Genomic DNA, 23,421 nt, shown 5'->3' on the forward strand with positions numbered 1-23,421 from the left:
GGGCGCACCGGGCGTGCGCGACGGTGCGGCGGTGCTTCTCGGGTGGGCCGGCCGGAGCCCCCGGGCCCCTGGGGTGCGGGGCGGCCGGGGGTGGTCCCGTCGGGCAGGGCGGCCGCGCCGGGCGGCGCTCCGGAAGTGGCGGTCCGCCGGGGGCGGTCGGCGTCTCCCGGGTCCGGGACCGGCGCGGGCCGTCACCCGGGCGGCGTCCGCCGGGGCCGGGCCCGGCGCGCCCCCGCCCCGGGCGGGGCCGGCGGGGGCCGTGGATCAGCCGTCGTCGGTACGGCGTGCCGTGCGCCCGGAGATCTGCACGCGGTCGATCCTGCCGGTGGCCGGATCCCGGTGGAACCGGCCGCCGGGTTCGGGGCGCCCGGTGGCCGGATCGAGCAGGTCGCAGGAGAGGTCCGGGTAGCAGACCAGCGGCAGGGCCAGGTCACCGTCGACGGAGAGGGACGGCGCGCCGTCCGGTCCGAGCGCGACGCGGTACGTCATCGAGCCGTTGCGGTAGGTCCCGGCGCAGTCGGGCACGGCGACGGGCCGGCCCCGGTCCGCGCCGGGCGTGTCGGCGGGTACCCGCAGGCCGGTGAGCCGGGCCAGTTCCTCGGTGAGGTCGCGCCAGAGGGCGGTGGCGCCCCCGGCGTTGCCCGTGAAGGCGACCACGGTCCCGCTCTCCGGGTCGGCCCGCAGGTGGCAGGAGGTGCCCTGGGCGTTGCCGTCGTGCCCGCACCACACGCGGCCGTCCCGCTGGTACAGGGCGAGGCCGAGGCCCCAGCCGTCGGCCAGCGTGCCCGGCCGGGCGGCGGGCTCGGGGCGGCGCATCTCCTTGGCGACGGCGGGCGGCAGCACGTCCGAGCGGCCGATCAGCGCGTTGCCGAACGCGGCCAGGTCCAGGGCACTGGCGAGCAGGGCGCCGGCCGGCGCCTCCAGCGGCGCGAGGTTCTGCCGGGCCGGAACGGCCCTGCCGGTCGCGGTGTTGACGGCGTGGCCAACGGCCAGGGGACGCACGGGTGCGGTGTCGCCGATGAACGCGGGCAGCACGCCGAGGGGTTCGAGGAGCAGCGCCCGGACGGCCTCCGCCCAGGGCAGTCCGGTGATCGCCTCCACCAGCCGGCCGGCCGCGACGTAGCCGGCGTTGGAGTACGAGAAGTCGGTCCCGGGCGTGAACAGCGCGTCGGAGGCGGTGCAGACGGTCGCGAGGTAGCGGGCGGCGCTCGTCGCGGCTGCGGTGTCCGAGTCGGGGCCGGTGGGCAGGCCGCCGGTGTGGCTGAGGAGGTGACGGATCGTCACCCCGGGTATGCCGCGCAGCTCCGGCAGGTGCTCGGCGGCGGGTTCGTCCGGGTCGAGGTCGCCGTCGTCGGCCAGGAGCATGACGAGGGCGGCGGTGTAGGGCTTGGTGAGCGACCCCAGGGGGACCGCGGTCCGGGCGGTGAAGGGGGCGCCGGTCGTGACGTCGGCGGTGCCGGTGTGCACGGAGACGGCCTCCGTGCCGGTGTCCAGAACCAGTTGGGCGCCGGGCACCCGGTGGGTCCGGGCGAGGGCGGCGAGCAGGTCCTCCAGCTCCCGGCGTAACAGGGACGGTGTGCGGGCGGCGGCCGGAGCGGCGGGGATGGTGTACGGCATGAGAAGGGGACTCCCGTTGGATGGGTCTCATGTGCGGGTGTGCCGGTCCGGTCCGTGAGCGGGCGGTGCGGGGCCGGCCGGGTGCGCTGGGCGCGCTGGGACTACGGTCTGCGGACCTCGACGGGCAGGTGCCGTACGCCGACGATGACGGCCGGGTTCTGGTATACGACCTCGTCGTAGGAGGGGACCGCCAGGATGCGGAATCGTTCATGCAACTTCCGCAGGGCGATCCGCGCCTCCAGCCGGGCCAGGGGTGCCCCGAAGCAGAAGTGGATGCCGTGCCCGAAGGTCAGATGGGGGTTCGGGGTGCGGGTGACGTCGAAGACGTCCGGCGCGGCGAAGCGGGCGGGGTCCCGGTTGGCGGCGCCCAGATGGGCCATGATCATGCTGTCCGCCGGGATGTCGTGACCGCCGAGGGTCACGGGCCGGGTGACGCGGCGGCCGAGCTCGGGGAAGGGCGGCAGCCAGCGCAGCACCTCCTCGACGGCGGCCGGTATGCCCGCGGGGTCGGCACGCAGCGCGGCGTCCGTGCCGGGGTGCCGCCCGAAGGTGACGACGGCGTTGCCCAGCAGAGCGGTGGTGGTGATGTGCCCGGCGACCAGCAGCAGGGCGACGAAGCCCACCATCTCCTGGTCGGCGAGCCGGACCCCGTCCACCTCGGCGGCGATGAGCCTGCTGGTGAGGTCGTCGCCGGGGTCGGCGCGGCGGGCGCGGATGTACTCCAGCATGTAGCCGTTCATCTCGCGCACCGTGGGGGCGATGGCTTCCAGCGCCCGCTCCAGGTCGGCCATGTCGGGCGCCTCGCCGAGCTGGTCGCCGCCGAACAGGACGCCGGCCCACTCCTGGAAGAGCCGGTGCTCCTCGGCGGGGATGCCGAGCAGTTCGGCGATCACGATGATGGGCAGCGGGTAGGCGAGCGCGTCGACCAGGTCGAACCGGTCCCGGTCGGCGACGTCGTCGAGCAGCCGGTCGCAGACGGCCTCGATGCGGGGGCCGAGCCCCTGGACGACCCGGGGGGTGAACGCCTGGCTCACGAGGGTGCGCAGTTTGCGGTGCTCCGGGGGGTCCATACCCACGAAGTTGCCCTGGGTGAAGGTCTCGAAGTCGGGCTGGGTGGGGGCCAGCGCCGAGAGGTCGGAGGAGTACGTCGCCGGGTCGGCGAGCACGGCGGCGACGGTCTCGTGGTCCAGCACCCGCCAGACGCCCTGCTCGTCGTCGTGACGCACCGGCCCGCCGTCGCGTAACTGCCGCCAGCGGTCGGGTAATTCGTCCAGGAGGGGCCGCGAGCCCGTCGCCTGTCTGCTGTTCACCTTGTCTCCTCGTTAGCGCGTGCGGGCATCCGGGAGTCACGCACGGGGGTTTGCCGGGGACCGGGGCCGTCGGGCCGCGGGGGTCCCGCGCACGGCGGTGTCGCACTGCCGGTGCGGGTGGACGGGAACGACGCGTGACCCGCGTAGCCCCGTGTGCGTGGCGGGCGTCAGCCGCCGCGGGACTGCCGTCGGGGAGGGCCGGGGGCCCTCAACGCATGCGGTGCGGGACGCCTCGGCCGCGCGGCCGACCCCGGCCCCGCGGCGAGCCCGGTCGTGTGGCGCGCCTACCCGACATAACCCCTCCCCCTCGGCGATACCTCCCGCGCGGCGAACGCGCGGGACCCTCCCGGCTCGTGAACGGACGGCGGGGTCCACGGACCCGACCGACCGAAACGCGGTGCGAAAATACGCAGTCTCAGGCCGTACCACCCCATGATTGGCATGATGCGTACCTCGCCACACCTTCGTTTCGATGGAACTCGGCCACAGTCTTCACGGTGAGTCACCCGCAAGCAACCCCCAGAAGCTTAACGGAGAGTACTCACCCGGTGCTTTTGCGTCACCATCCGGCCAATCCGCCAGGCCCCGCGGGCAGATGAGGCAGCGGCTGAACGGTCGCCACCGCGTGTGCCCCGAACCCTCGACCACAAACCGAGCGGCCGGGAAAAACACCCGGAAGAAACAGCCCCCGGGCGGCCGTCCGGTGCCACGCCGGTCCCCCGCGGCCCCGGTCCGGAGCCTCACCACACCCTTCGGCGAGCTCCCCGCGGCACCCCTGATCTGGGACGATTCCCGGGCTGCGGATGCGTCCGGATGCGGGGCCCGCGGCGTTCGTGCGACACGCCCGGGGTGCTTCCGGACCGGCCGCCGACACGCCCGGCCGCACCGCCCGCCCCTCCCCCGGTCTTTCGGCCACTCCGGGGCCCGGAGACCGCCGGCTCCCCACCGTGCGAACGGTTTCGGCCATCCTGACGCGAGGGGGCGCACGAGGTGCGGCCGCGCACCACCCGGGCCCCGCCGCCGGCCCGGCGCCCCGGCCGACCTGCGCGGCACCGCCCGGCGGAGAGCGCTCCCGGCACCTGCCGCGCGGGCCCACGAAACCGGCCGCCGCCCGCACCGGGCCGGACGACCGTCCGGGACCGGTCGCGGCCGGAGGAGCAGGCGAGTCGACCCGGCACGGGCGGGCCGACCAAGCCCACGCAGGGCGCCCGGCCAAGTGGACACGGCCCGCGGCCCCGGACGCGGGCCGCGCCCCCGCCCGGGGCCGGGCGCACGGCCGGAATTCCACGGCGGGCCGACGGGAACCGAGCCACGCGTCGCGCCGTGTAGGACCACCTCGTCCGCCAGCCGCTCCAGCGGCAGGTCGCCGAGGCCGGCCGGCGCGTCCTCGATGTCGACGCCGGGCGATTCCACCAGGCCGTCGGCGTACAGGACGAGCACCGAGCCGGGGCATGGGTCACCTCGGTCGTCGGGCGGACGGCCGAGGCGTCGATCCCGAGGAGCGGGCCCCCGGCCGGGTCCCGCCCCCGCGCCCGGCCGTCCGGGTGGCGCGGCAGCGGCGGCGGATGGCCCGCCCGCGCCCCCACCGCCCGCCCGCGGGCCGGGCGGCAAGTCCCCGCTGCTGCGCCTGCTCATCGGCTTCGACCCGCCGGTCTCCGGCGGTGTCCTGTACGACGGCTGGTCCGCCGCCCGCGCATCCTCTTCTTCGACGAGGCCACCAGCGCCCTGGACAACGACACCCAGCGCACCGTCATGGACAGCACCCGCAAGCTGAACGCCACCCGGATCGTCATCGCCCACCGGCTGTCGACGGTCCTGGACGCCGACCGGGTGATCGTGATGGAGGACGGCAGGATCGTCCAGCAGGGCCCCCCGGCCGACCTCCTCGCCGACACCCGGGGCCGCCTGCACGAACTGGTGCGCCGCCAGCTCGCCTAGAGCGCGTCCCCTCGACCGGGGGGCTTGGTCGGGGGTGCTCGGTCGCCGAGAGCGAGCCGGATGCCGAGGGCGGCGGTGACGGCCCCGGTGATCCGGTCGAGCGCGGTGTCGAGACCGGGGGTCAGCGCGCGGTGCCCGGGCCCCGGCCCGGTTCGGTGCCGCCTCCGTCCGGCTCGTCGTCGTGGTGGGACGGCATCCAGTGGTGCTCGGTGAACCAGCGGCCGAAGAGGGCTCCGCCGTAGATGACGAACCCGACGCCGATGAGCCAGGACTCGACGACGAGCACGGTGCCGACGGCGCCGTAGCTCAGGGCGTTGGTGACGATGAGCGGGGTGAAGACCAGGTAGGAGAAGGCCCGCAGGCCGACCAGGCCGATGACGGTGGCCAGGGCGCCGGGCAGCAGCGCGCGCCAGCGGACCTGGCCGCCGAGCAGGAAGCGCTGGCCCCACCAGAAGAAGAGCACACCGCTGACGGCGGACAGCGTGATCCGCTGGCCGCCGTGCAGCGTGGTCTTCGTCGCCGCCTCCTGGTACAGGTAGGCCGTCAGCACCACCAGCCAGGTCGCCTGCCGCCACACCCGGTGCCAGGGCCCGGCCGCCAGGCCCCAGATGCGCTCGTAGGCGTTCTGCACGCTGCCGCCGAAGGCCACGCCGAAGACGGCCAGCAGCACGGCGCTGAAGACGCTGGTGGTGCCGATGACCTTGCGCGGCGCGCTGATGATGTCCGTGAGGACGCGCGCGGAGCGGCCGGACAGCCCCATGCCGTCGGTGAGCCAGGAGGCGAAGCCGCCGCGCGCCAGGGGGTCGGCCGCGGCCACCACGATCAGCAGCGGCGCCAGCGTCACCAGGGCCAGGGTGGCGAACCCCATGGCCCGGTGCATCAGCTCCAGCTCCCGACCGTGCGTGAACAGGGCCCGAACGCGCAGCCACACCCACGCGCGGTGCAGGCCGTGCCGCAACCGCTCCACGGGTCCTCCGCTGCTCGCCGCCACACACCGTCCCGTACCGACTCGGCTCTTCCCGACCCGTCCAGCGTGGCACGCGCCGGGGGGCTCGCAGCCGGAGCGCGGGCACCGGCACGCGGCCGTGCCACGCACGGGTGATCGCCCGGCCGGGCGACACGGCCGGTGGCCAATCCGCCGTCCGGACGCCGCACCGGCGGAGAATCGGAGGCCGTGCACACCACCGACCACGCGGTCCCGGGCCGCCGGCGCCGAACCCTGATCGTGAGCGCGAGCATGGGAGCCGGTCACGACACCGTGGCCGCCGAACTCGCGCGCCGGGCGGCGGCCCAGGGGCACGAGGCCCATGTGACCGACGTCCTGCGGCTGCTGCCGTACGGCCTGGGCACGGGGCTGCGCCGCGGCTACCAGGCGTCCGTCCGGCACCTGCCCTGGGCGTACGCCGGGGTCTACGGCGCGCTGCTGCGCGAGGGGCGCGGTCCGCGGCCGAGCGGGGTGCCGCTGGCCCGGCTCGCCGGGGAGCGGCTGACGGAGCTGGTGGACCGGCTGGACGCCGACGTGGTGGTGCCCGTCTTCCACCTGGCGGCACAGCTCACCGGGCACCTGCGGGCCCGGGGCCGCCTGCGGGTGCCGAGCTCGGTGTTCCTGCTCGACTTCGCGGTGCACCGGCAGTGGCTGCACCCGGGCAACGACCGGTACCTGTGCCTCACCGACGCGGCGGCGGCCCAGGTCCGCCGGGCCGTCGCGGGGCCCGTGGTCACGACCGGGCCGGTGGTGGCGCCCGCCTTCCGCGCGCCGGCCCCCGGCGCGGACCGGTGGCGGGAGCGGTTCGCCGCGGTGGCCGCGGGCCGTCCCCCGGTGCTGCTGTCCGCGGGCGCCTGGGGCGCGGCGTCCCGGCCGGCCGCGACCGCGCGGCTGCTGGCGGCGGGCGGCTGGCTGCCGGTGGTGCTGTGCGGCCGCAACGAGCGGCTGCGCACGCGGATGGCGCGGGAGCCCGCGGCCCTCGCCCTGGGCTGGGTCGACGACATGCCCGGGCTGCTGGCCGCGTGCTACGCGCTGGTCGACAACGCCGCCGGGCAGACGGCCGTCCAGGCGCTCGCCGCGGGTCTGCCCGTGGTCGGCCACCGTCCGCTGCCCGGCCACGGCGCGGACGGCGTACGGCGGATGGCCGGCCTCGGCCTGTCCGAGCTGGCCCCGGACAGCCGCGCGCTGCTGACGGCGCTGGACGCGCTCCGGGAGGGCGGCCGGGAGCGCGCGGACCGGGTGGCCCGGGGCCGGGCGCTGTTCCGCCGGGACGCGCTGGAGTGCGCGACCACCTGGTGACCCACCCGCACGGTCCCCCGCCGACCAGACGGCACGGACCGGGCAGCCCCCGCGCCCGCCTCCCGGCACCGGGCGCAGCCGGCCGCGGGGCGGGCCCCGGCTCCCCGCACACGCCGGAACCGGACACCGGCCACGCGACACGGACCGGGCACACCCCCGCACCCACCTCCCGGCACCCGATGCGGGACGACCGCCGACCGGGCCCCGGGGCATCCCGCGAGCGCCCGCCCCGACTCCCCCGCCCGCACCGGAACCGGACACCGACCCCGCCACACGGACCGGGGGCGGGCGCCTCGGCTCCGGGTCATTCCGTGAGTGTTCGCTCCGGCTGCGCCGTTCGGGTGGGGGCCGGGGGGCGGTCGTGTTCGGCCAGCGGGCCCACCGTGAGGCCCGCCTCGCGGCAGTCGCGGACCAGGGCCGGCAGGGCGCCCAGCGCCGCGTGCCAGCAGCCGGGGGCCGCGTACCGGTCGGAGTCGTGCAGCAGGACCGTGCCGCCGCCGCGCAGGTCCGCGGCGACCCGTGCCCGTACGGACGCGGGCGTGGCGTCGGCCGCCCAGTCCCGGCCCCAGGCCGACCAGAGCACCGTCCGCAGCCCGGCCCGCCGGGCGGCCCGCAGGCGGCTCGTGGTGAGGATGCCATACGGCGGTCGGTACCACCGGGGCCGCCGGCCGGTGAGGTCGTGCACGGCGCGGACGGTCCGGGCGACCTCCTCGGCGTCACGGGCGAACGCGGGGAGCCAGGGCCGCTCGTGGCGCCAGCCGTGCACTCCCAGCTCGTGCCCGCGGCGCACGGTCTCGCGGACCACGGCCGGGTGGCGCGCCACGTGCTCGCCGACGACGAAGAAGGTGGCCCGCACCCCGAGAGCGTCCAGCGCGTCCAGGAAGCGCGGGGTCGACACCGGGTCCGGGCCGTCGTCGAAGGTGAGCGCGACGTGCCGGCGGTGCCCGGTGCCGGCGATCCGGGGGAAGAGCAGGGGCCGGGGGCCCGGGAGCCAGGTGGCCGCCGGGCCGATGTGGGCCGCGGCGGCACCCGCCGACAGCAGGACGGCGGCCGTCCGCCAGGAACGGCCGGACACGGGGGACATCGGTGGTCTACCTCCTCTGTGAGCGCGGGCCGGCGGTGCCTGAGCGGGGGGAGTCCGCCGGGTCCGTGGCGTCCCAGGCGCCGCCGGCCGACGACGCCTGGGCCAGGCCGATGCTGCCCGCCCCGATCAGGGCGACGCCCACCGCCTCCGGCAGCAGGCTCAGGCCCAAGTGGATCTCCTCGTCGAACAGCACCCAGCCGAGGACGACGCTGGTGAGCGCGTCGCCGAGGGTGAGCGCGGGTTGCGAGGCGGTCAGCGATCCGGCGGCGAGCGCGCCCTGGAGCAGCAGGAAGGCGACGAGTCCTGCGCCCCCCGTGGCGTACAGGGACCAGTGCGTGAACATCGCCGCGGGGCTCTCCTGGAACCGCCCCACCGCCTCCTTGAGCAGCGCCGCGGTGGTGGCGAAGGCGACCGCCGAGGCGAGACCGAGCAGCGCGGCCCGGGAGGCCCCCCGCACCGGACGCGCGGCCAGCACGAGCAGGACGACCAGCCCGAGCGCGCCGCAGCCGCCCAGCAGCCAGGCACCCGGCCGCGCGGTGGTGCGGCCGGCGGTCGGCGCCGCCGCCAGCAGGAACAGCGACAGCCCGCAGGCGAGGGCGGCGAACGCGAGCCAGGTCCGGGGGTCGGGGCGGCGCCGGAACACGACGCTGCCCACGGCCAGGGTGAACAGCAGCTCGGCGGCGAGCAGCGGCTGGACCAGGGACAGGCTGCCGGTGGCCAGCGCGCCCGCCTGGAGGACGCTGGACAGGGCCAGCAGCCCGGCGCCGGTCAGCCAGGACGGCCGCCGCAGCAGACCGGTGAACCGGCGCACGACCGATCCCGCTCCGTCGCCCCGGTCCGGCTCCTCCACCGCCGCCCGGCGCTGCAGCACCGAGGCGGACGCGTTGGACAGGGCCGCGAGCAGGGCGAGCAGGACCGTGACGGCGGTCATGACCGGCTCACCCGAAGCGGGCGGCGAGCCGCCGGTAGAGTCCGGGCGCGGCGCCGCGCACCAGGGCGGGCAGGCGCAGCCACCCGGGGACGTACACCTCGTCCCTGCCGTGCAGTACGGCGGCGTGGACCGCGTCCGCGACGCGCTCGGCGGGCACGGGCCGCGGCCAGGACCGCGTGTAGGGGATGCCCCGCCGGTCGAAGAAGGGGGTGTCGACCACGCCGGGGACGACGAGGCTGACGCCCACCCCGCTACCGCTCAGTTCGTAGCGCAGGGAGTCGGCGAAGGTGGCCAGGGCGGCCTTCGCGGCGGAGTAGACGGCCTCGCCGCGCACGCCCACGCTGCCGGCCAGGGACCCGATGAGCACGACACGTCCCGAGCCGGCCGCCACCATGTGGGGCAGCACGGCGTGCACCAGGCGCACGGTGGCCAGCAGGTCGACGCCGACGATCTCGTCGATGCGGGCGGCGGGCATGCCGGTGAAGTCCCCGGCCCAGCCCACGCCCGCGCCCGCCACGAGCAGGTCCAGCCGGCCGAGGTGGTCCAGGGCGAGGCCGGTGAGCCTGCGGTCGGCGCCCGGCCGGGTCAGGTCCGCCGGCAGCGCGACCGCGCCGGACTCCGCGGCCACCTGCTCCAGTCGGGTGACGTCGCGTCCGTTCAGGGCCAGTCGCCAGCCTCCCTCGGCGGCGAGCCGGCGGGCCACGGCCGCACCGATGCCGGAGGAGGCTCCCGTCACCAGGGCGGCGCCGCCGCGGCCCTGGCCGGGGCCGGTACGGAGGTCGGCACGGCGCTCCCGGGCCGGGGCCGGGGCCTGCCGGACGCCGTTCGACGGTCCTGCGCGGAACGGGGCATGGGACATGGTGGCGACCTCACTGCGGCGGCGTGCACGGGCTCGCGAAGTCCGGGACCGAACCCTCGCGGTGTATCCAGGGCGCCACACACTGAAACACCCCGCACGGCGGACCCCCGGCACCACACCCCGTCCCGACCGCGGCCGAGGGGGCCCGGCCGGGGGCCCGCGGGCGGCGAGGGCCGGCAAGGGACCGACCGGGAACGGCAGGGGCCCGCCACGCTTGGGAACGCCCCGACGGGTAACCCGCAGGGGAGATGATCACGACGGCGGAAGGAGACGTCATGCCGGGTGGGAAGGACCGTGAGGACCAGCCGCGTACGGCCCTGGAGGAAGTGTTCCACGAGGCCGAGGAGGCCGAGAAGCACGACGAGGACCGTACCGCCTCGGGCGAGGCCGGCGACGCCATCACCCCCAACACCGGGGCGCAGGAGCAGGCGAAGGGCGACTGAGCCGCCCGGGCGGCCCGCCCGCGGAACGCTCCGCGGGGCCCGGCACCGATCCGCGCCGTACGGGCCGGGCACCCCTCACGGGCGGCCCGGCCCCGCTGCGGCACCCGCACGCCTCCCGACCGGGTGCGCTCCGGCCCGATGGCCCCCCGGGGCGGTGTGACTCCCCCCGCACGGCCGGGACCACTGCTTTCGTACCGGCCGGGTACCCGAGCCCCATGAACGACCACCTGCGAGGACCCCAGCTACCCCCGTCCCGCGGCCCGCTCTCCGCGGCGGTCACCGCGTACCTGCGCGGCACGGGCGCCCTCCCCCGCCCGGCGGACGCGGACACCGCCGACCCCTACGGCGACGACCTCCAGCTCGCCCTCTACCTCTGCTACGAGCTGCACTACCGCGGTTTCGCCGGCGTCCCCGCGCGGACCGAGTGGGACCCGGACCTGCTCCGTGTCCGCGCCGCGCTGGAGGACCGCTTCCACGGCGCGCTGCGCGCCGACACCCCGGTCCACGACAGCCTGGACGACGCGCTCGCCGCCCTCCTGGTCGAGCCCGTCGAGGGCACGGGCGTCAGCCACTTCCTGCGCGCGCAGGGCGAGCTGTGGCAGGTGCGGGAGTACGCGGCCCTGCGCTCGCTGTACCACCTGAAGGAGGCCGACCCGCACGCCTGGGTGCTGCCGCGGCTGTGGGGCCGGGCGAAGGCCGGTATGGCGGCGGTGGAGTTCGACGAGTTCGGCGGCGGCCGGGCCGACCGGGTGCACGCGCGCCTGTTCGCCGACCTGATGACCGACCTCGGCCTGGACACCGCGTACGGCCGCCACCTGGACGCGGCCCCGGCCGAGATGCTGGCCGTGGTCAACCTGATGTCCCTGTTCGGGCTGCACCGGGAGCTGCGCGGCGCGCTGGTGGGCCACTTCGCCGAGGTGGAGATCACCTCCTCGCCCGGTTCCCGCCGGCTGGCCGAGGCGATGCGCCGCACCGGCGCGGGACCGGCCGCGGAGTTCTTCTACGACGAGCACGTCGAGGCGGACGCGGTGCACGAACAGGTGGTCCGGCACGAGGTGATCGGCGGACTGCTCGACGAGGAGCCGGAGCTGGCGCCGGACATCGCCTTCGGGATCGACGCGACCGAGTACCTGGAGGACCGGCTGGGCCGGCGGCTGCTGGCCGGCTGGCGGGCGGGGCGCTCGGTCCTGCGGACCCCCCTGGCACCGCCGCCGCGGCCGGCCGGGGACACGCCTCCGCGGTCTCCGGCGCCCCAGGAGATGTCCCATACATCCTGAATACCGGGGTACTCGCGGGCCGTGATCCCTTTCTTGCTACCGGGCGTGTACGCCCCTCAGGACGACACCGAGCTGCTGGCGGAGGTGCTCCGCGAGGAGACCTGGCCGGCCGGGGCGCGCGTGCTGGACGTCGGCACCGGGAGCGGTGCGCTGGCTCTGGAGGCGGCCCGGCGGGGCGCCCGGGTCACCGCCGTGGACGTGTCCCGGCGGGCGGTGTGGACCGCCCGGCTGAACGCGTGGCGGTCGCGGCTCCCCGTCCGCGCCCGGCGCGGGAACCTGTTCACCCCGGCCATGGACGGGACGACGTACGACCTCATCCTGACGAACCCGCCCTACGTGCCGGCGCCGGACGCCGGGCGGAGGCCGCGCGGCCGGGCCCGGGCCTGGGACGCGGGGACCGACGGGCGGCTGCTGCTGGACCGGATCTGCCGGGACGCGCCGCCGCTGCTCCGCCCCGGCGGGCAACTGCTGATCGTGCACTCGGCGCTGAGCGGGACCGACCGCACCCTGGAGCTGCTGCGGGCGGCGGGCCTGAAGGCGGCGGTGGTCCGGCGGCGCTGGATAGCCTTCGGCCCGGTGCTGCGCTCCCGGCAGGACTGGCTGCGCCGGCACGGTCTGCTCGCGCCGGCCGACGACAGGGAAGAGCTGGTGGTCATCCGTGCCGAACGACCCTGCTGACACCGTGCCGGGCGAGCCGCGGGACTCCGCGGCGCCCGAGCCGGGCGGCCCGGCCGCACCCGCGCCCGGCGAGCCCGGCGGCGCCGCGGCGGACGCCGCCGGGCGGGCCCGCCGGATCACCGTGCAACGGAACGGGCCCCTCCTCGTGGAGGGGCCCGTGGAAGTCGAACTGGAGGACGGGACCACGGTCTCCTCGGACCGGTTCCGCGTCGCTCTGTGTACCTGCCGGCGCAGCCGCCGCTTTCCGTGGTGCGACACCAGCCACCGGCGCAGGAGCTGAAGGCCGCACCGAAACCGCTTGTTTTCCGCCGCTCCCCGGAAGGCCCCCCACGGGCCTGTCCGGGGAGCGGCTGTGTGCCCGGGACGACGGGCGGCCCCACTCCGCCCGCCCGCCCCGGTGCGGGGTCGCAGGTCCCCGAACCAGGAGGCCGCACTCCCCAGTAACGGACCTGATCCGGTGTTCGCGGGGACCGTGCGACCCCGGTCTAGAACGCGAAGAGGCTGCCGCCGGCGGCATCCCTCGCGCACGCGTTGCCGAAGGAGCGCTCGTAGGAGACGCGCTTGCCCTGCCAGACGCCCTGGACGGTGACGACCACGGGGTCGTGGACCTTGGTGCACGCCACGTCGCCGGCGGCCTCGAGGGCGTCGAGGTCGCCGTCCAGACCGCGCAGTTCGGCGCAGGCCTCGGGTGCGGCCGGATGGGTGCCGGAGACCGTGGGGGCGCAGCTCAGGGTGACGGCGCGCTCCGGGACGGCCGTGGCCGCGTCACCGCCGTGGCCGGTGGTGAGGACCAGGGCCGAGGGGGCGTAGAGCGACGCCGGTGCGGCGCCCGGTGCGGCGACGGCCCCGGTCAGGGGTCCGCAGACGGCGGCGGCCGTGAGGCCGAGGGCCGCTGCCCAGCGCGCGGTGTTCCGCATTGTGTGCATCCTTCCGCTCGAACGGACGAGGTGCCGGCCCGGGCCCGGTCGGGGCGCGGCGGCGGCGATCGCCACTCTGCCGAGTCGGCGGCAGAAACTCACCTCGCACCCATGCGTTTGAGTAACCTTGCGTGTTGAATCAGTGGCGCGAAGTGACGGAACGCGCGTACGGCGCCCCCGCAACAGAGCGGTTGCCGCACCCCTGGAGCGGCGGGATGGCCGAAAATCAGCGCTTTGTTAATCGTCCTGAAACATTCACGATCCGCTCATGGAAGATCCCTTCATGACTCCCCGTGTTCATGAATTGATCACGAGGAGCGGGTGCCTCCGCCATCCGGCCGGGCGGGCGGCTCCCCCCGCGAGCTCCGCACGGCGGGTCCCGCCCGCACCCCCGTGTGCGGCGGGCACCCGCACCGGCCGTGCGCACACGCTGCCGGAGCGCGCGGACCGGTGGTGCACTGTGGGCCGGCCCTCCCCCAGGGCACCTCCCCCCGGCCGGCGTCCCCGGCGGCTTCCCCCGCCGGCCGGGGCGGGGCGTACCCCGGGCAGACGGTACCGGCGCCGCGCCGGGACCGGGGCCGGTGCGTCGGATCCGCCGGTCCCGCAGCCGGTCGGCGGCGTCGTCCACGTCGGCCGTCCCGGAGACCAGGCCGCGGGCGAGGCCGGCGGGCGCGCCGGGGGCGGATCGATGCCGGCCCCGCCGGCGGACAGGTGGGCCACGGCGGCCGCACAGGCGAAGCGGGCGTCGGCCGCGGGCAGCGGCCCGAGCACGGCGAGGGTGTGCGGCAGCACGGCGGCGCGCCAGGCGGCGCCGGACGCCACGCCCGGCCGGGGCGGGTCCACCCGGTGCCGGGCGACGGCGGCGGCCGGCGCGGAGAGGTCGCCCGCCGCGGGCTGTCCGGGCAGCGCTTCCCCGGACCGCCGGAGCAGCCACGGGACGTGGACGGGGAGGGCGGCGGGCATGCGCCCAGGCGGCCTCGCCCTCAGCGAGGGGTTCGTCGTCCGGAAAGGCCACCGCGCACTCCTCGGCGTGGCCGGCGAAGAAGCGGCGGAACACCTCGGCGCCCTCCTCCAGGGCCCGGTGCCGGGCGATGCCGGCGGCGGCCTCGCGCACCAGCGCCTTCCTCGACGTGCCGCGCTCCTCGGCGATCCGGCGCAGGCCGGCTGGTTCCCGCTCGACTCCACGTTGACGCCCGGCCTGCGGCACACGGTGGCGCCCGGGTGCTCACGCGTGAACATCCCCAGGTGGGGCCGTGTTCATGGCGGTACCCGCGGGAAGGAGGGCCGCGTCCGATTCCCGCCGGTGACGCGGGCCGCGCGGCAGCAGACTCGACGGCGGGGAACGAGCCGAGGAGGACCCATGGCCACGCACACCGCCCACCCCGACCACGACGTCCGGACCGACCGCGACGTCCACACCGTCCACGCGAGCCCGCTGGGCGAGCTGCTGCTGACCGGCGCCCTGTCCCCGTCCGGCGGCCTCGTCCTGACCTCGCTGTCCCTGCCCGGGCAGCGCGGCGCGCCCGGGCTCGGCGCCGGTGACCGGCAGGACGCGCCCTTCGCCGCCGCGCACCGCTGGCTGGACGCGTACTTCGCGGGCCGGCGCCCCCCGTCCGTACCACCCCTCTCGGCCGCCGGGAGCCCCTTCCAGCGGGCCGTGTGGCAGGCCCTGGAGGCCGTCCCGTACGGCACGACGACCACGTACGGCCGGCTCGCCGCACGGCTCGGCCTGCCCCGCTCCGCGCTCCGCCCGGTGGGCCGGGCGCTCGGCGCCAACCCGCTGCTGCTGGTCCGCCCGTGCCACCGGGTGATCGGCGCGGACGGCTCGCCGCGCGGGTACGCGGGCGGGGTGGAGCGGAAGCGGTGGCTGCTCGCCCACGAGGGCGCGCTGCGGTGAGGGCCGGGACCACGGCACCCGCCCCTGCCGAGGTCCGCCGCCGGGCGGACCGCACCGACTGGACCGCGCTGGCGGCCGAACTGGACGCGCACGGCAGCGCGTCCACCGGCGCGCTGCTGACCCCCGGCGAGTGCGCGGAGCTGGCCGCCCGCTACGACGAGCCCGGACTGTTCCGCACCACGGTCGACATGGCCCGGCACCGGTTCGGCGCCGGCGAGTACCGCTACTTCACCCACGACCTGCCCGCGCCCGTCGCCGCGCTGCGGGCCGCGCTCTACCCGCGCCTGCTGCCGGTCGCCCGCGACTGTGCGGCCCGGCTGGGACGCCCGGCCCCCTGGCCGGACTCGCTGGACGAGTGGCTGGCGCGCTGCCACGCGGCCGGCCAGGACCGGTCGGCGCAGATCCTGCTCAGCTACGGGCCGGGCGACTGGAACGCCCTGCACCGGGACGTGTTCGGCGAGCTGGTCTTCCCGCTCCAGGTGGTGATCGCGCTGGACGCGTACGGCACCGACTACACCGGCGGCGAGTTCCTCATGGTCGAGCAGCGCCCGCGGGCCCAGTCCCGGGGCTCGGCGAGCGTCCTGCGGCAGGGGCACGGCCTGGTGTTCACCACCCGGGACCGCCCGGTGCGCACGCGCCGCGGCTGGTCGGCCGGGTCCGTGCGGCACGGGGTGAGCACGGTGCGGTCCGGGCGGCGGCGGACGCTGGGCCTGGTCTTCCACGACGCCGTGTGAGCGGGGGCGCGTGCCCCGCTCACCGGGGCGCGAACGGACCGCCGGCCGTGCTCCGGCCCGTGTCCGCGCGCTGCGCCGTGTGCCGCGCGACGGCGCTCACGGAAGGGCCTGGGGCACTACGCTGGGGCGCGGGTGGTGTCACCCGTTCACTGTGAGTGTGTGCTGGGGAGCGGCGACGATGAGCCGGGTCTATCCGTTCGACGACGCATCGACGGCCCGGGCTGTCATCGACGACGACGGCACGCTGACGGAGTGGAACGAGGGCGCCCGCCGCCTGCTCGGCCATCCGGCCGACGCGGTCCTGGGCCGCCCCGCCGCCACGCTGCTGGCCGGCACCGGTCCCCCGGCGCCGCCCGCGGGCTCGCGCTGGCAGGGCACCGTCGGGCTGCGCCACCGGGACGGCCGCACCCTGTCGGTGTGGCTGCTGGCCCACCGCCGCCCGCCGCACGACGGCAGGCCCGGCCACTGGCTCGTCGTCACCCCGCTCGCCGGCCCGGAGCCGTCCGCCGGCGGCGACCCGCTGACCGAGGCGGGGCTGCTCCAGTCGCCCTGCGCGATCGCCGTGTACGACGACCGGCTGCGGCTGCGCCGGATGAACGAGGCGATGGCCGCCGTGGTCGGACTGCCGGAGGAGCGGCTCCGGGGCCTCAGGCTCGCGGAGATCGGCGGCCGGGCGCAGAGCGAGGAGCTGGAGCAGGGACTGCTCCGGGTGCTGACCTCCGGCCGGCCCCTGGACGTGCAGACCACGCTGCGCACCGGCGCCGAGGACCGGACCCACGCCTGGCTCGCCCGGATGGCACCGGTGCGGGACGGGACGGGCCGGGTGCGGGGCGTGTGCATGGCCGCCCACGACGTCACCGACAGCCAGCGGGCCCGGCAGCGGCTCCACCTGGTCAACGAGGCCGGCGCGCGCATCGGGACCACGCTCGACGTGACCCGCACCGCGCAGGAGCTGGCGGACCTGTGCGTGCCCGTGCTCGCCGACTTCGTCACCATCGACCTGCTGGACCCGCAGGAGTACGGCGGTGAGCCCCCGGCCCGGGTCACCGCGCCGGTGCGCCTGCGCCGGGCCGCCCACCAGTCGGTGCTGGCCGGGGCGCCGGAGGCGGTGGTCGGCCCCGGGCAGGCCGAGGAGTACCCGGACTTCTCCCCGCAGGCCGACGCGGTGACCGCGGGCCGCACCATCGCCACCTCCCTGGCGACCGGGGACATGGACCGGTGGCTGTCCTGGCACGGCGGGCGCGGCGGCCGGGTGCGGGACTTCGGCGTCCACTCCTCGATGTCGGTCCCGATCCGGGCGCGCGGGCTGACCCTCGGGGTCGCGGTGCTCACCCGGCACCGGCGCCAGGACGCGTTCACCGCGGACGACGTGCTGCTGGCCGAGGAGATCACCGCCCGGGCCGCCGTCTGCATCGACAACGCCCGCCGCTACTCCCGGGAGCGGGAGACGGCGCTCGCGCTGCAACGCAGCCTGCTGCCCCGCTCGCTGCCGCGCACGGCCGCGCTGGAGGCGTCCTCCCGCTATCTGCCGGCCGCGCGCGCCGGGGTCGGCGGGGACTGGTTCGACGTGATCCCGCTGTCCGGTATGCGGGTCGCGATGGTCGTCGGGGACGTGGTCGGGCACGGCATCCAGGCCTCGGCCACCATGGGCCGGCTGCGCACCGCCGTCCGCACCCTGGCGGACATCGACCTGGCCCCGGACGAACTGCTGACCCACCTGGACGATCTGGTGCTGCGCCTGTCGGACGAGTCCGGCGGCGAGGGCAGTCCCGGCGAGGTCGGCGCGACCTGCCTGTACGCCGTGTACGACCCGGTCTCCCGCCGCTGCACGATGGCCCGCGCGGGGCACCCGGCGCCCGTGCTGGTCCGCCCAGGCGGCCGGCCGCGCATGCTGGACCTGCCCGCCGGTCCCCCGCTGGGCCTGGGCGGCCTGCCGTTCGAGTCCGCCGAGGTGGACCTGCCCGAGGGCACCGTGCTCGCCCTGTACACCGACGGCCTGGTGCTGTCCCGGGAGCGGGACGGGGAGACCAGCCGCGAACTGTTGTACCGGGCGCTCGGCGAGCACGCGGGGTCGCTGGACACGACCTGCGACCGCGTGCTGCACGCCCTGCTGCCCACCGGCGGGGCCGCCGACGACGTGGCCCTGCTGGTCGCCCGCACCCAGGGCCTGCCCGCCTCCCAGGTGGCGACCTGGGACGTCCCCGCCGACCCGGCACTGGTCGCGCCGATCCGCAAGCAGGTCGCGGAGCAACTGGCCGCCTGGTCGCTGAGCGAGGTGTCGTTCACGGCCGAGCTGGTGGTCAGCGAACTGGTCACCAACGCGATCCGGTACGGCGCCCACCCGATCCGGCTCCGGCTGATCCACGACACGGCCACGCTGATCTGCGAGGTGTCCGACTCCAGTCACACCGCCCCGCACCTGCGCCGGGCCAAGGTCTTCGACGAGGGCGGCCGGGGCCTGCTGCTGGTCGCCCAGCTCACCCAGCGCTGGGGCAGCCGGCACACGCCCGAGGGCAAGACGATCTGGGCCGAACTGCCGGTGTACGGCGAGGACTCGGGCGGTTAGGGGGCCGCGGGCGGACCGGCGCCGCGGGCTGGTCTCAGGACGCCGTCAGCCAGGGCCGTATCCGTCTGCGGGCCTCGTGCAGACGGGACTTGAGCGTGCCGAGCGGGATGCCGGCGCGCTCGGCGGCCTCGGCGTAGTCCAGTTGGCAGATGTCCCGGTACACCAGTGGCGCGACCAGGTGCGGACGCTCCCGCTCCAGCCGTTCCAGGGCCTCCAGCAGATCCACCCGGGAGCCGGCGATCACGCTGGTGGTGCGCGGGTCGACGGCGTGCGCGGGCTCGATGGCGACGGGCTGCTCGACGGCCCGCCGCCTCAGCTCGCGGTACTTCTGCCGGCAGCAGTTCGCGACGACCGTGTACAGCCAGGTGCCGAAGCGGCTGCGGCCCTCGAAACCGGTGATGTGCCGGGCGACCTGGAGCAGCACGTCCTGGGCGGCCTCCTCGGCGTCCTCCCGGCACGGCAGGAAGCGCGCGCAGCGGCGCACGGCCTCGGGCCGTATCTCGGTCAGCAGCCGGTCCAGGGCCGCGCTGTCGCCGGCGGCGGCACGCCGGGCGAGGTCTTCGATCGGCGCCTGGTCCTGCACGGGCGGGCCCCCTCCGCGTCGGTCCGAGGCCAGGCATGATAGTCGTATGCAGCCCCCGGAGCGGATCGGCCGCCACCGCCTCGAACGGCACCTGGGCAGCGGCGCCTTCGCCACGGTGTGGCTCGCCCACGACCCCGAACTCCAGGCTCCGGTGGCGGTGAAGGTCCTCGCGGAGAACTGGGCGCACCGGCTGGACGTCAGGGAGCGTTTCCTGTCCGAGGCGCGGCTGCTGCGCCGGGCCGGCTCCAGCCGGGTGGTGCAGGTCTACGACATCGGTGAACTCCCGGACGGCAGACCGTACTTCGTGATGGAGTACGCCGCCGGCGGCACGCTCGCCGAGCTGCCGGCGGACGGCCCGCTGCCGGTGCGGGAGGCGCTCGCGCTGACGGCCGAGGCCGCGCGGGGCGCCGCCGCGCTGCACGAGGCCGGCATCGTGCACCGCGACATCAAGCCGACCAACGTGCTGCTGCACACCGCGCCGGACGGCTCCCGCCGCGTGCTGCTGGCCGACCTGGGCCTGGCCAAGAGCCTCGCGCAGGCATCGGTGCTGACCCTGGCCGCGGGGTCGGCGGGGTACCGGCCGCCGGAGCAGGCCGAGCCCGGCGGGGGCATCGACGAGCGGGCGGACGTCTACAGCCTGGGCGCGGTCGGCTACGAGCTGCTGACCGGGACCGTGCCGGGTCCGCCGGGCCGGGTGGTGCCGCCCCGGCGGCTGCGCCCGGAGCTGGGCGAGGACGTGGAACGGGCGCTGCTGCGCGCGCTGGAACCGGACCGGGAGCGGCGCTGGCCGGGCGCCCTGGCCTTCGCGCACGAACTGGACCGGCTGGCCGCGGGGCCGCCGGCCGGGCCCGGACGGCGGCTGGACGGGGTGCGCGGCCGGCTGGGCGCGCTGACCCTGGCGCTGGCCGCCGCCGTCACCGCCACCGCGGCGGCCCTCGCGGTGACCGTGGTGCCGCACCGGGGCGACGGCGCCGCGGACGCCGGGATGCGGATCGCGGACGGCACCGGCCGGGTGAGCGTGGTGGTGCCGGCCGGCTGGGGCCGCGAGGTGCGCGACTCCGGCTGGGACCCGCACGCGCTCGGGCTGGCGGCGGGGCACGAGCCGGGGCTGGTGGTGGCCGACGACCTGTCCCGCTGGCCCGACCTGGGGGCGGCCGTGAACGGGGTGTTCGCCGGCCTCAGCCCGCGCGGCGACGTCACCGCCCGCATCGGCCGGATCACCCACGCGGACTGCCGCTACACGGGCGCCCGCACGTTCACCGGCGCCGACTGGCGCGGCCGGGTCCGGTCCTGGCGCGACTGCCCGGACGGGGGTTCGGTCACCGAGGCCGCGCTGCGGCCGGCGGACGGCGGCCCCGGGCCGCAGGTGTACCTGCAGCTACGCCAGCGGAGTGACGGCGATGCCACCGACGGCGTACTCCGTTCGCTCCGGGTGGGCTGAAGGAAGCCTGCCGGGGCCGGGCCCGGGGAAGGGAATCCCACGAGTCCCGAACTATTCCGGCGGTGCGCGCATCGGACGGTGGTGACGGCGCACCCCGCGCCGCAGGCACGCGTCCCGGACGCGTGCCGTGACCTACCAGGAGTGTGGAGCGCCATGGTGTACATCCCCCGGTCCACGCGGCACGGGGCCCTGCTCGCGGGCACGGTCGCCGTGCTGGGCCTCGTGACCGGCTGCGGCGGCGGCACGGACGCCCAGGGCGGTCCGCCCGTCACGGCGTCCGGTACGGCCGCGCCCGCGCAGGACGGCAAGAGCGGGTCCGCGGCCGTCTCCGCCCCGGCCTCGCGACCGGTGCCGGCCGGCACCCCCTCGGCGCCGGCGTCCGCCCCGCCCGCGACCCGTTCGACCGCGGCCCCCACCCGCGGGGGCACGCCCCCGGCCGCGACGGTCGCGGCGAGTCCCCGCTGCCACACCTCCGAACTGGGCGCGACCGTGGGGCGCAACGACCCGGGCGCCGGCCAGGAGAACTTCCCGGTGGTCCTCACCAACAGGTCCGGCCGCACCTGCACGCTGCGCGGCTACCCGGGCGCGGCCTTCCTGAACGGCTCCGGCGGCCGGCTCGGCGCCGACCCGCGCCGCGAGCCGGGTTCCCCGGTGACGGTCACGCTCGCGCCGGGGCAGAGCGCCTGGGCGGGGCTGACCTTCTCCAACCCGGGGGTCAGCGGGGCCACGCCGGCCACCCCGGCCACGCTGCTGGTGACGCCGCCGGACGAGCGGGACCCGCTGAGGGTGTCCTGGGCGGGCGGCCCGGTGCCGGTCGCCGGGAACTCCTCGTCCGTCCGGCTGACCGTGTTCGGCCCCGGCACCGGTCCCTGAACCGGCCGGGCGGACCTCCCGGGCGCGATGGGCAGCCGGTCGTCGCGGGCGGTTCCCTGCCGTCTGTTTTCATGGGCGGGCACCTTGCGTTCGTTCGCCGGAAGGACCCGCCCTGAACACCCCGCTCGCCGAGGCCCTGTCCGCCGTTCTGCTGGCCGCCGTGCTGGCCTGGGCCGTCGTCCGGCCCTTCGGGTGGCCGGAGGCGGTCATGGCGGTGCCCGCGGCCGGGATCGCCGTCGTGTCCGGGGCGATCCCGCTGGACCACGCCCGGGACGAGGCCGTACGCCTCGGACCGGTGGTCGGGTTCCTGGCGGCGGTGCTGGTGCTCGCCCACTTCTGCGACGTGGAGGGGCTGTTCCGGGCGTGCGGGGCGTGGACGGCCCGGTGGGCGGGGGGCCGTCCGGGACGGCTGCTGACGGCGGTGTTCGCGCTGGCGTCTGCCATCACCGCCGTCCTCAGCCTGGACGCGACGATCGTGCTGCTGACCCCGGTGGTGTTCGCCACGGCCGCCCGTACCGGGGTACGGCCCAAGCCGCACGTCTACGCCTGCACGCACCTGTCGAACACGGCGTCGCTGCTGCTGCCGGTGTCCAACCTGACGAACCTGCTGGCGTTCTCGGCGAGCGGGCTGGGCTTCACCCGGTTCGCGGCGCTGATGGCACTGCCGTGGCTGGCCGCGATCGGCACCGAGTACCTGGTGTTCCGGTGGTTCTTCGCCCGGGACCTGGCGGCCGCCGCCCCCGCGGACCGGGACGAGGGGGCCGCACCGCCGCTGCCGCTGTTCGCGCTGGTGACCGTGGGCTGCACGCTGGCCGGGTTCGTGGTGGCGTCGGCGTTCGGGGTCGAGCCGGTCTGGGTGGCGGCGGCGGGCGCGCTGATGCTGGCCGGGCGGTCGCTGGTGCGGCGGCGGACGACCCCGGTGGCGGTCGTGCGGGCGGCGGCCCCGGCCTTCCTGGCGTTCGTCCTGGCGCTGGGCGTCGTGGTGCGGGCCGTGGTGGACAACGGGCTCGCGGACCTCCTCGGCCATGTGGTGCCGGGCGGCACCGGGCTGCCCGCGCTGCTGGGCCTCGCCGCGCTGGCCGCCCTGCTGGCCAACCTGATCAACAACCTGCCCGCGGTGCTCGTCCTGCTGCCGCTGGCGGCGCCCGCCGGGCCGGGCGCGGTCCTCGCGGTGCTGCTCGGGGTGAACATCGGCCCCAACCTCACGTACGCCGGTTCGCTCGCCACACTGCTGTGGCGGCGGATCGTGCACCAGCACGAGCACGACGTGGACCTCGGCGAGTTCACCCGGCTGGGGCTGCTCGCCGTGCCGTCCTCGCTGGCGGTCGCGGTGGTGGCACTGTGGGGGTCGTTGCGGGTTCTCTAGGACCGCGGGCCTCCGGGCCCGCGGGAGCGGACGGGAGGCCGAGGGATGCGGGTGGTCACCTGGCTGGTGGAGGGCACCTGGCCGGCCTGCGTGGACGCGGTACGGGCCCACGCGCCGGACGGCGCCGAGGTGGTGCTGCTCCATGTGAGCGGGCCGGACGTGCCGGCGGTGGCCCACGGGGCCTTCGCCGGACTGCTCGGCCGCGGTCGCGCGCCGGGGCAGCGCCCGGCCGAGGGCTGGGGGCGCGATCCGGGCGACCGGCTGGAGGGGCTCGGCGGTACGGCGGCGACGGCGCTGCTCGCCGCGGCGGCCGAGCGGCTGGGCCGGCCGTGTGCCCGCGAGGAGCGGACGGGGAGGGCCGAGCGCGAGGTGGTCGCCGCCGCCGAAGGGGCGGGGCTGCTGGTGCTGGCCCGGGACGGGGACCGGTCCCGGCTGGGCCCGCGCAGTCTCGGCCCGGCCGCCCGGTTCGCCGTCGACCACGCGCCCTGCCCGGTGCTGCTGGTGTGGCCCGAACCGGCCCCGGACCTGGGCACGATCCCGCCCCCGCCACCGCACCACCCCTGAGCCCGGTCCCGCCGGGGCCCCTCGGCCGGGCCGGGCGTGGCCGCTTCCGACCCGCCCCC

20 protein-coding genes and 4 pseudogenes are annotated in these 23,421 nt (G+C 77.0%); 13 read left to right on the forward strand and 11 right to left on the reverse strand.

The window, feature by feature from the left end:
* Positions 1-264: 264 nt before the first annotated feature.
* The 3 genes and pseudogenes from ACZ4K2_RS00915 to ACZ4K2_RS00925 all read right to left on the reverse strand — a co-directional run.
* Positions 265-1,617 carry a serine hydrolase domain-containing protein gene (locus tag ACZ4K2_RS00915; RefSeq protein ID WP_467472792.1) on the reverse strand — a complete coding sequence of 451 codons (1,353 nt, stop codon included), beginning with the start codon at positions 1,615-1,617 and terminating at the stop codon, positions 265-267.
* Between the two features lie 101 nt (positions 1,618-1,718).
* Positions 1,719-2,927, reverse strand: coding sequence for a cytochrome P450 (locus tag ACZ4K2_RS00920; protein ID WP_467472790.1), 1,209 nt, complete (start codon positions 2,925-2,927; stop codon positions 1,719-1,721).
* A gap of 1,317 nt (positions 2,928-4,244) precedes the next feature.
* A pseudogene (locus tag ACZ4K2_RS00925) lies at positions 4,245-4,531 on the reverse strand (SpoIIE family protein phosphatase); the annotation flags it as partial.
* A 73-nt stretch (positions 4,532-4,604) separates the two neighbouring features.
* On the opposite strand from ACZ4K2_RS00925, the pseudogene ACZ4K2_RS00930 reads away from it, so the two are divergent.
* Positions 4,605-4,865 (forward strand): annotated as a pseudogene (locus tag ACZ4K2_RS00930) (metal ABC transporter permease); the annotation flags it as partial.
* Between the two features lie 121 nt (positions 4,866-4,986).
* Here ACZ4K2_RS00930 and ACZ4K2_RS00935 read toward each other — a convergent pair.
* Positions 4,987-5,823 (reverse strand): ribonuclease BN, encoded by an 837-nt coding sequence (locus ACZ4K2_RS00935; protein ID WP_467472841.1) that lies wholly within the window; start codon positions 5,821-5,823, stop codon positions 4,987-4,989.
* A 216-nt stretch (positions 5,824-6,039) separates the two neighbouring features.
* Between ACZ4K2_RS00935 and ACZ4K2_RS00940 the strand changes: the two genes are divergently transcribed.
* Positions 6,040-7,149, forward strand: coding sequence for an MGDG synthase family glycosyltransferase (locus ACZ4K2_RS00940; protein WP_467472788.1), 1,110 nt, complete (start codon positions 6,040-6,042; stop codon positions 7,147-7,149).
* A 304-nt stretch (positions 7,150-7,453) separates the two neighbouring features.
* Here ACZ4K2_RS00940 and ACZ4K2_RS00945 read toward each other — a convergent pair whose 3' ends face one another.
* From ACZ4K2_RS00945 to ACZ4K2_RS00955, 3 genes are read right to left on the reverse strand one after another with little or no spacing between them, the layout of a single operon-like run.
* Complete coding sequence (locus tag ACZ4K2_RS00945; protein WP_467472786.1) at positions 7,454-8,233, reverse strand: polysaccharide deacetylase family protein; 780 nt, start codon at positions 8,231-8,233, stop codon at positions 7,454-7,456.
* A 7-nt stretch (positions 8,234-8,240) separates the two neighbouring features.
* A complete protein-coding gene (locus ACZ4K2_RS00950; RefSeq protein WP_467472785.1) occupies positions 8,241-9,164 on the reverse strand; it encodes a DMT family transporter in 924 nt (307 codons plus the stop codon).
* Positions 9,165-9,171: 7 nt separating this feature from the next.
* A complete protein-coding gene (locus tag ACZ4K2_RS00955) occupies positions 9,172-10,023 on the reverse strand; it encodes an SDR family NAD(P)-dependent oxidoreductase (protein ID WP_467472783.1) in 852 nt (283 codons plus the stop codon).
* Between the two features lie 275 nt (positions 10,024-10,298).
* Here ACZ4K2_RS00955 and ACZ4K2_RS00960 point away from each other — a divergent pair, with 275 nt between their 5' ends.
* The 4 genes from ACZ4K2_RS00960 (at position 10,299) to ACZ4K2_RS00975 (ending at position 12,701) form a co-directional block, all read left to right on the forward strand.
* Complete coding sequence (locus tag ACZ4K2_RS00960) at positions 10,299-10,466, forward strand: hypothetical protein (protein ID WP_467472781.1); 168 nt, start codon at positions 10,299-10,301, stop codon at positions 10,464-10,466.
* 215 nt (positions 10,467-10,681) lie between these two features.
* On the forward strand, positions 10,682-11,743 hold the full coding sequence (locus ACZ4K2_RS00965) for an iron-containing redox enzyme family protein (RefSeq protein ID WP_467472778.1): 1,062 nt from the start codon (positions 10,682-10,684) through the stop codon (positions 11,741-11,743).
* Positions 11,744-11,788: 45 nt separating this feature from the next.
* Positions 11,789-12,421 (forward strand): HemK2/MTQ2 family protein methyltransferase, encoded by a 633-nt coding sequence (locus ACZ4K2_RS00970; RefSeq protein WP_467472776.1) that lies wholly within the window; start codon positions 11,789-11,791, stop codon positions 12,419-12,421.
* A gap of 115 nt (positions 12,422-12,536) precedes the next feature.
* Positions 12,537-12,701, forward strand: coding sequence for a CDGSH iron-sulfur domain-containing protein (locus tag ACZ4K2_RS00975; protein ID WP_467472839.1), 165 nt, complete (start codon positions 12,537-12,539; stop codon positions 12,699-12,701).
* Between the two features lie 205 nt (positions 12,702-12,906).
* On the opposite strand, the gene ACZ4K2_RS00980 is transcribed toward ACZ4K2_RS00975, so the two are convergent.
* From ACZ4K2_RS00980 to ACZ4K2_RS00990, 3 genes and pseudogenes are all read right to left on the reverse strand, one after another.
* Positions 12,907-13,338 (reverse strand): subtilase-type protease inhibitor, encoded by a 432-nt coding sequence (locus tag ACZ4K2_RS00980; RefSeq protein ID WP_467472775.1) that lies wholly within the window; start codon positions 13,336-13,338, stop codon positions 12,907-12,909.
* Between the two features lie 589 nt (positions 13,339-13,927).
* Positions 13,928-14,301, reverse strand: a pseudogene (locus ACZ4K2_RS00985) (toxin Doc); the annotation flags it as partial.
* A 13-nt stretch (positions 14,302-14,314) separates the two neighbouring features.
* Positions 14,315-14,545 (reverse strand): annotated as a pseudogene (locus ACZ4K2_RS00990) (hypothetical protein); the annotation flags it as partial.
* 153 nt (positions 14,546-14,698) lie between these two features.
* Between ACZ4K2_RS00990 and ACZ4K2_RS00995 the strand changes: the two are divergent.
* The 3 genes from ACZ4K2_RS00995 (at position 14,699) to ACZ4K2_RS01005 (ending at position 18,535) form a co-directional block, all read left to right on the forward strand.
* A complete protein-coding gene (locus tag ACZ4K2_RS00995) occupies positions 14,699-15,235 on the forward strand; it encodes a methylated-DNA--[protein]-cysteine S-methyltransferase (protein ID WP_467472773.1) in 537 nt (178 codons plus the stop codon).
* The gene (locus tag ACZ4K2_RS01000) at positions 15,232-15,969 is read left to right on the forward strand and encodes a 2OG-Fe(II) oxygenase (protein WP_467472772.1); all 738 of its coding nucleotides are present in this window, start codon (positions 15,232-15,234) and stop codon (positions 15,967-15,969) included. Before ACZ4K2_RS00995 ends, ACZ4K2_RS01000 begins: the two co-directional genes overlap by 4 nt.
* A 178-nt stretch (positions 15,970-16,147) precedes the next feature.
* Positions 16,148-18,535 carry a SpoIIE family protein phosphatase gene (locus tag ACZ4K2_RS01005; protein ID WP_467472770.1) on the forward strand — a complete coding sequence of 796 codons (2,388 nt, stop codon included), beginning with the start codon at positions 16,148-16,150 and terminating at the stop codon, positions 18,533-18,535.
* 34 nt (positions 18,536-18,569) lie between these two features.
* Here ACZ4K2_RS01005 and ACZ4K2_RS01010 read toward each other — a convergent pair whose 3' ends face one another.
* Complete coding sequence (locus ACZ4K2_RS01010) at positions 18,570-19,118, reverse strand: RNA polymerase sigma factor (protein WP_467472768.1); 549 nt, start codon at positions 19,116-19,118, stop codon at positions 18,570-18,572.
* A gap of 46 nt (positions 19,119-19,164) precedes the next feature.
* Here ACZ4K2_RS01010 and ACZ4K2_RS01015 point away from each other — a divergent pair, with 46 nt between their 5' ends.
* The 4 genes from ACZ4K2_RS01015 (at position 19,165) to ACZ4K2_RS01030 (ending at position 23,362) form a co-directional block, all read left to right on the forward strand.
* Positions 19,165-20,559: a serine/threonine-protein kinase gene (locus tag ACZ4K2_RS01015; protein WP_467472766.1), complete on the forward strand. Its 1,395-nt coding sequence runs from the start codon at positions 19,165-19,167 to the stop codon at positions 20,557-20,559.
* Positions 20,560-20,712: 153 nt separating this feature from the next.
* Positions 20,713-21,432 (forward strand): DUF4232 domain-containing protein, encoded by a 720-nt coding sequence (locus tag ACZ4K2_RS01020; RefSeq protein WP_467472765.1) that lies wholly within the window; start codon positions 20,713-20,715, stop codon positions 21,430-21,432.
* Between the two features lie 112 nt (positions 21,433-21,544).
* Complete coding sequence (locus ACZ4K2_RS01025) at positions 21,545-22,798, forward strand: SLC13 family permease (protein ID WP_467472836.1); 1,254 nt, start codon at positions 21,545-21,547, stop codon at positions 22,796-22,798.
* Positions 22,799-22,843: 45 nt separating this feature from the next.
* Positions 22,844-23,362 carry a universal stress protein gene (locus tag ACZ4K2_RS01030; protein WP_467472763.1) on the forward strand — a complete coding sequence of 173 codons (519 nt, stop codon included), beginning with the start codon at positions 22,844-22,846 and terminating at the stop codon, positions 23,360-23,362.
* Positions 23,363-23,421: the final 59 nt, after the last annotated feature.

The sequence above is a fragment of the Streptomyces sp. NPDC025833 genome, assembly GCF_055558055.1.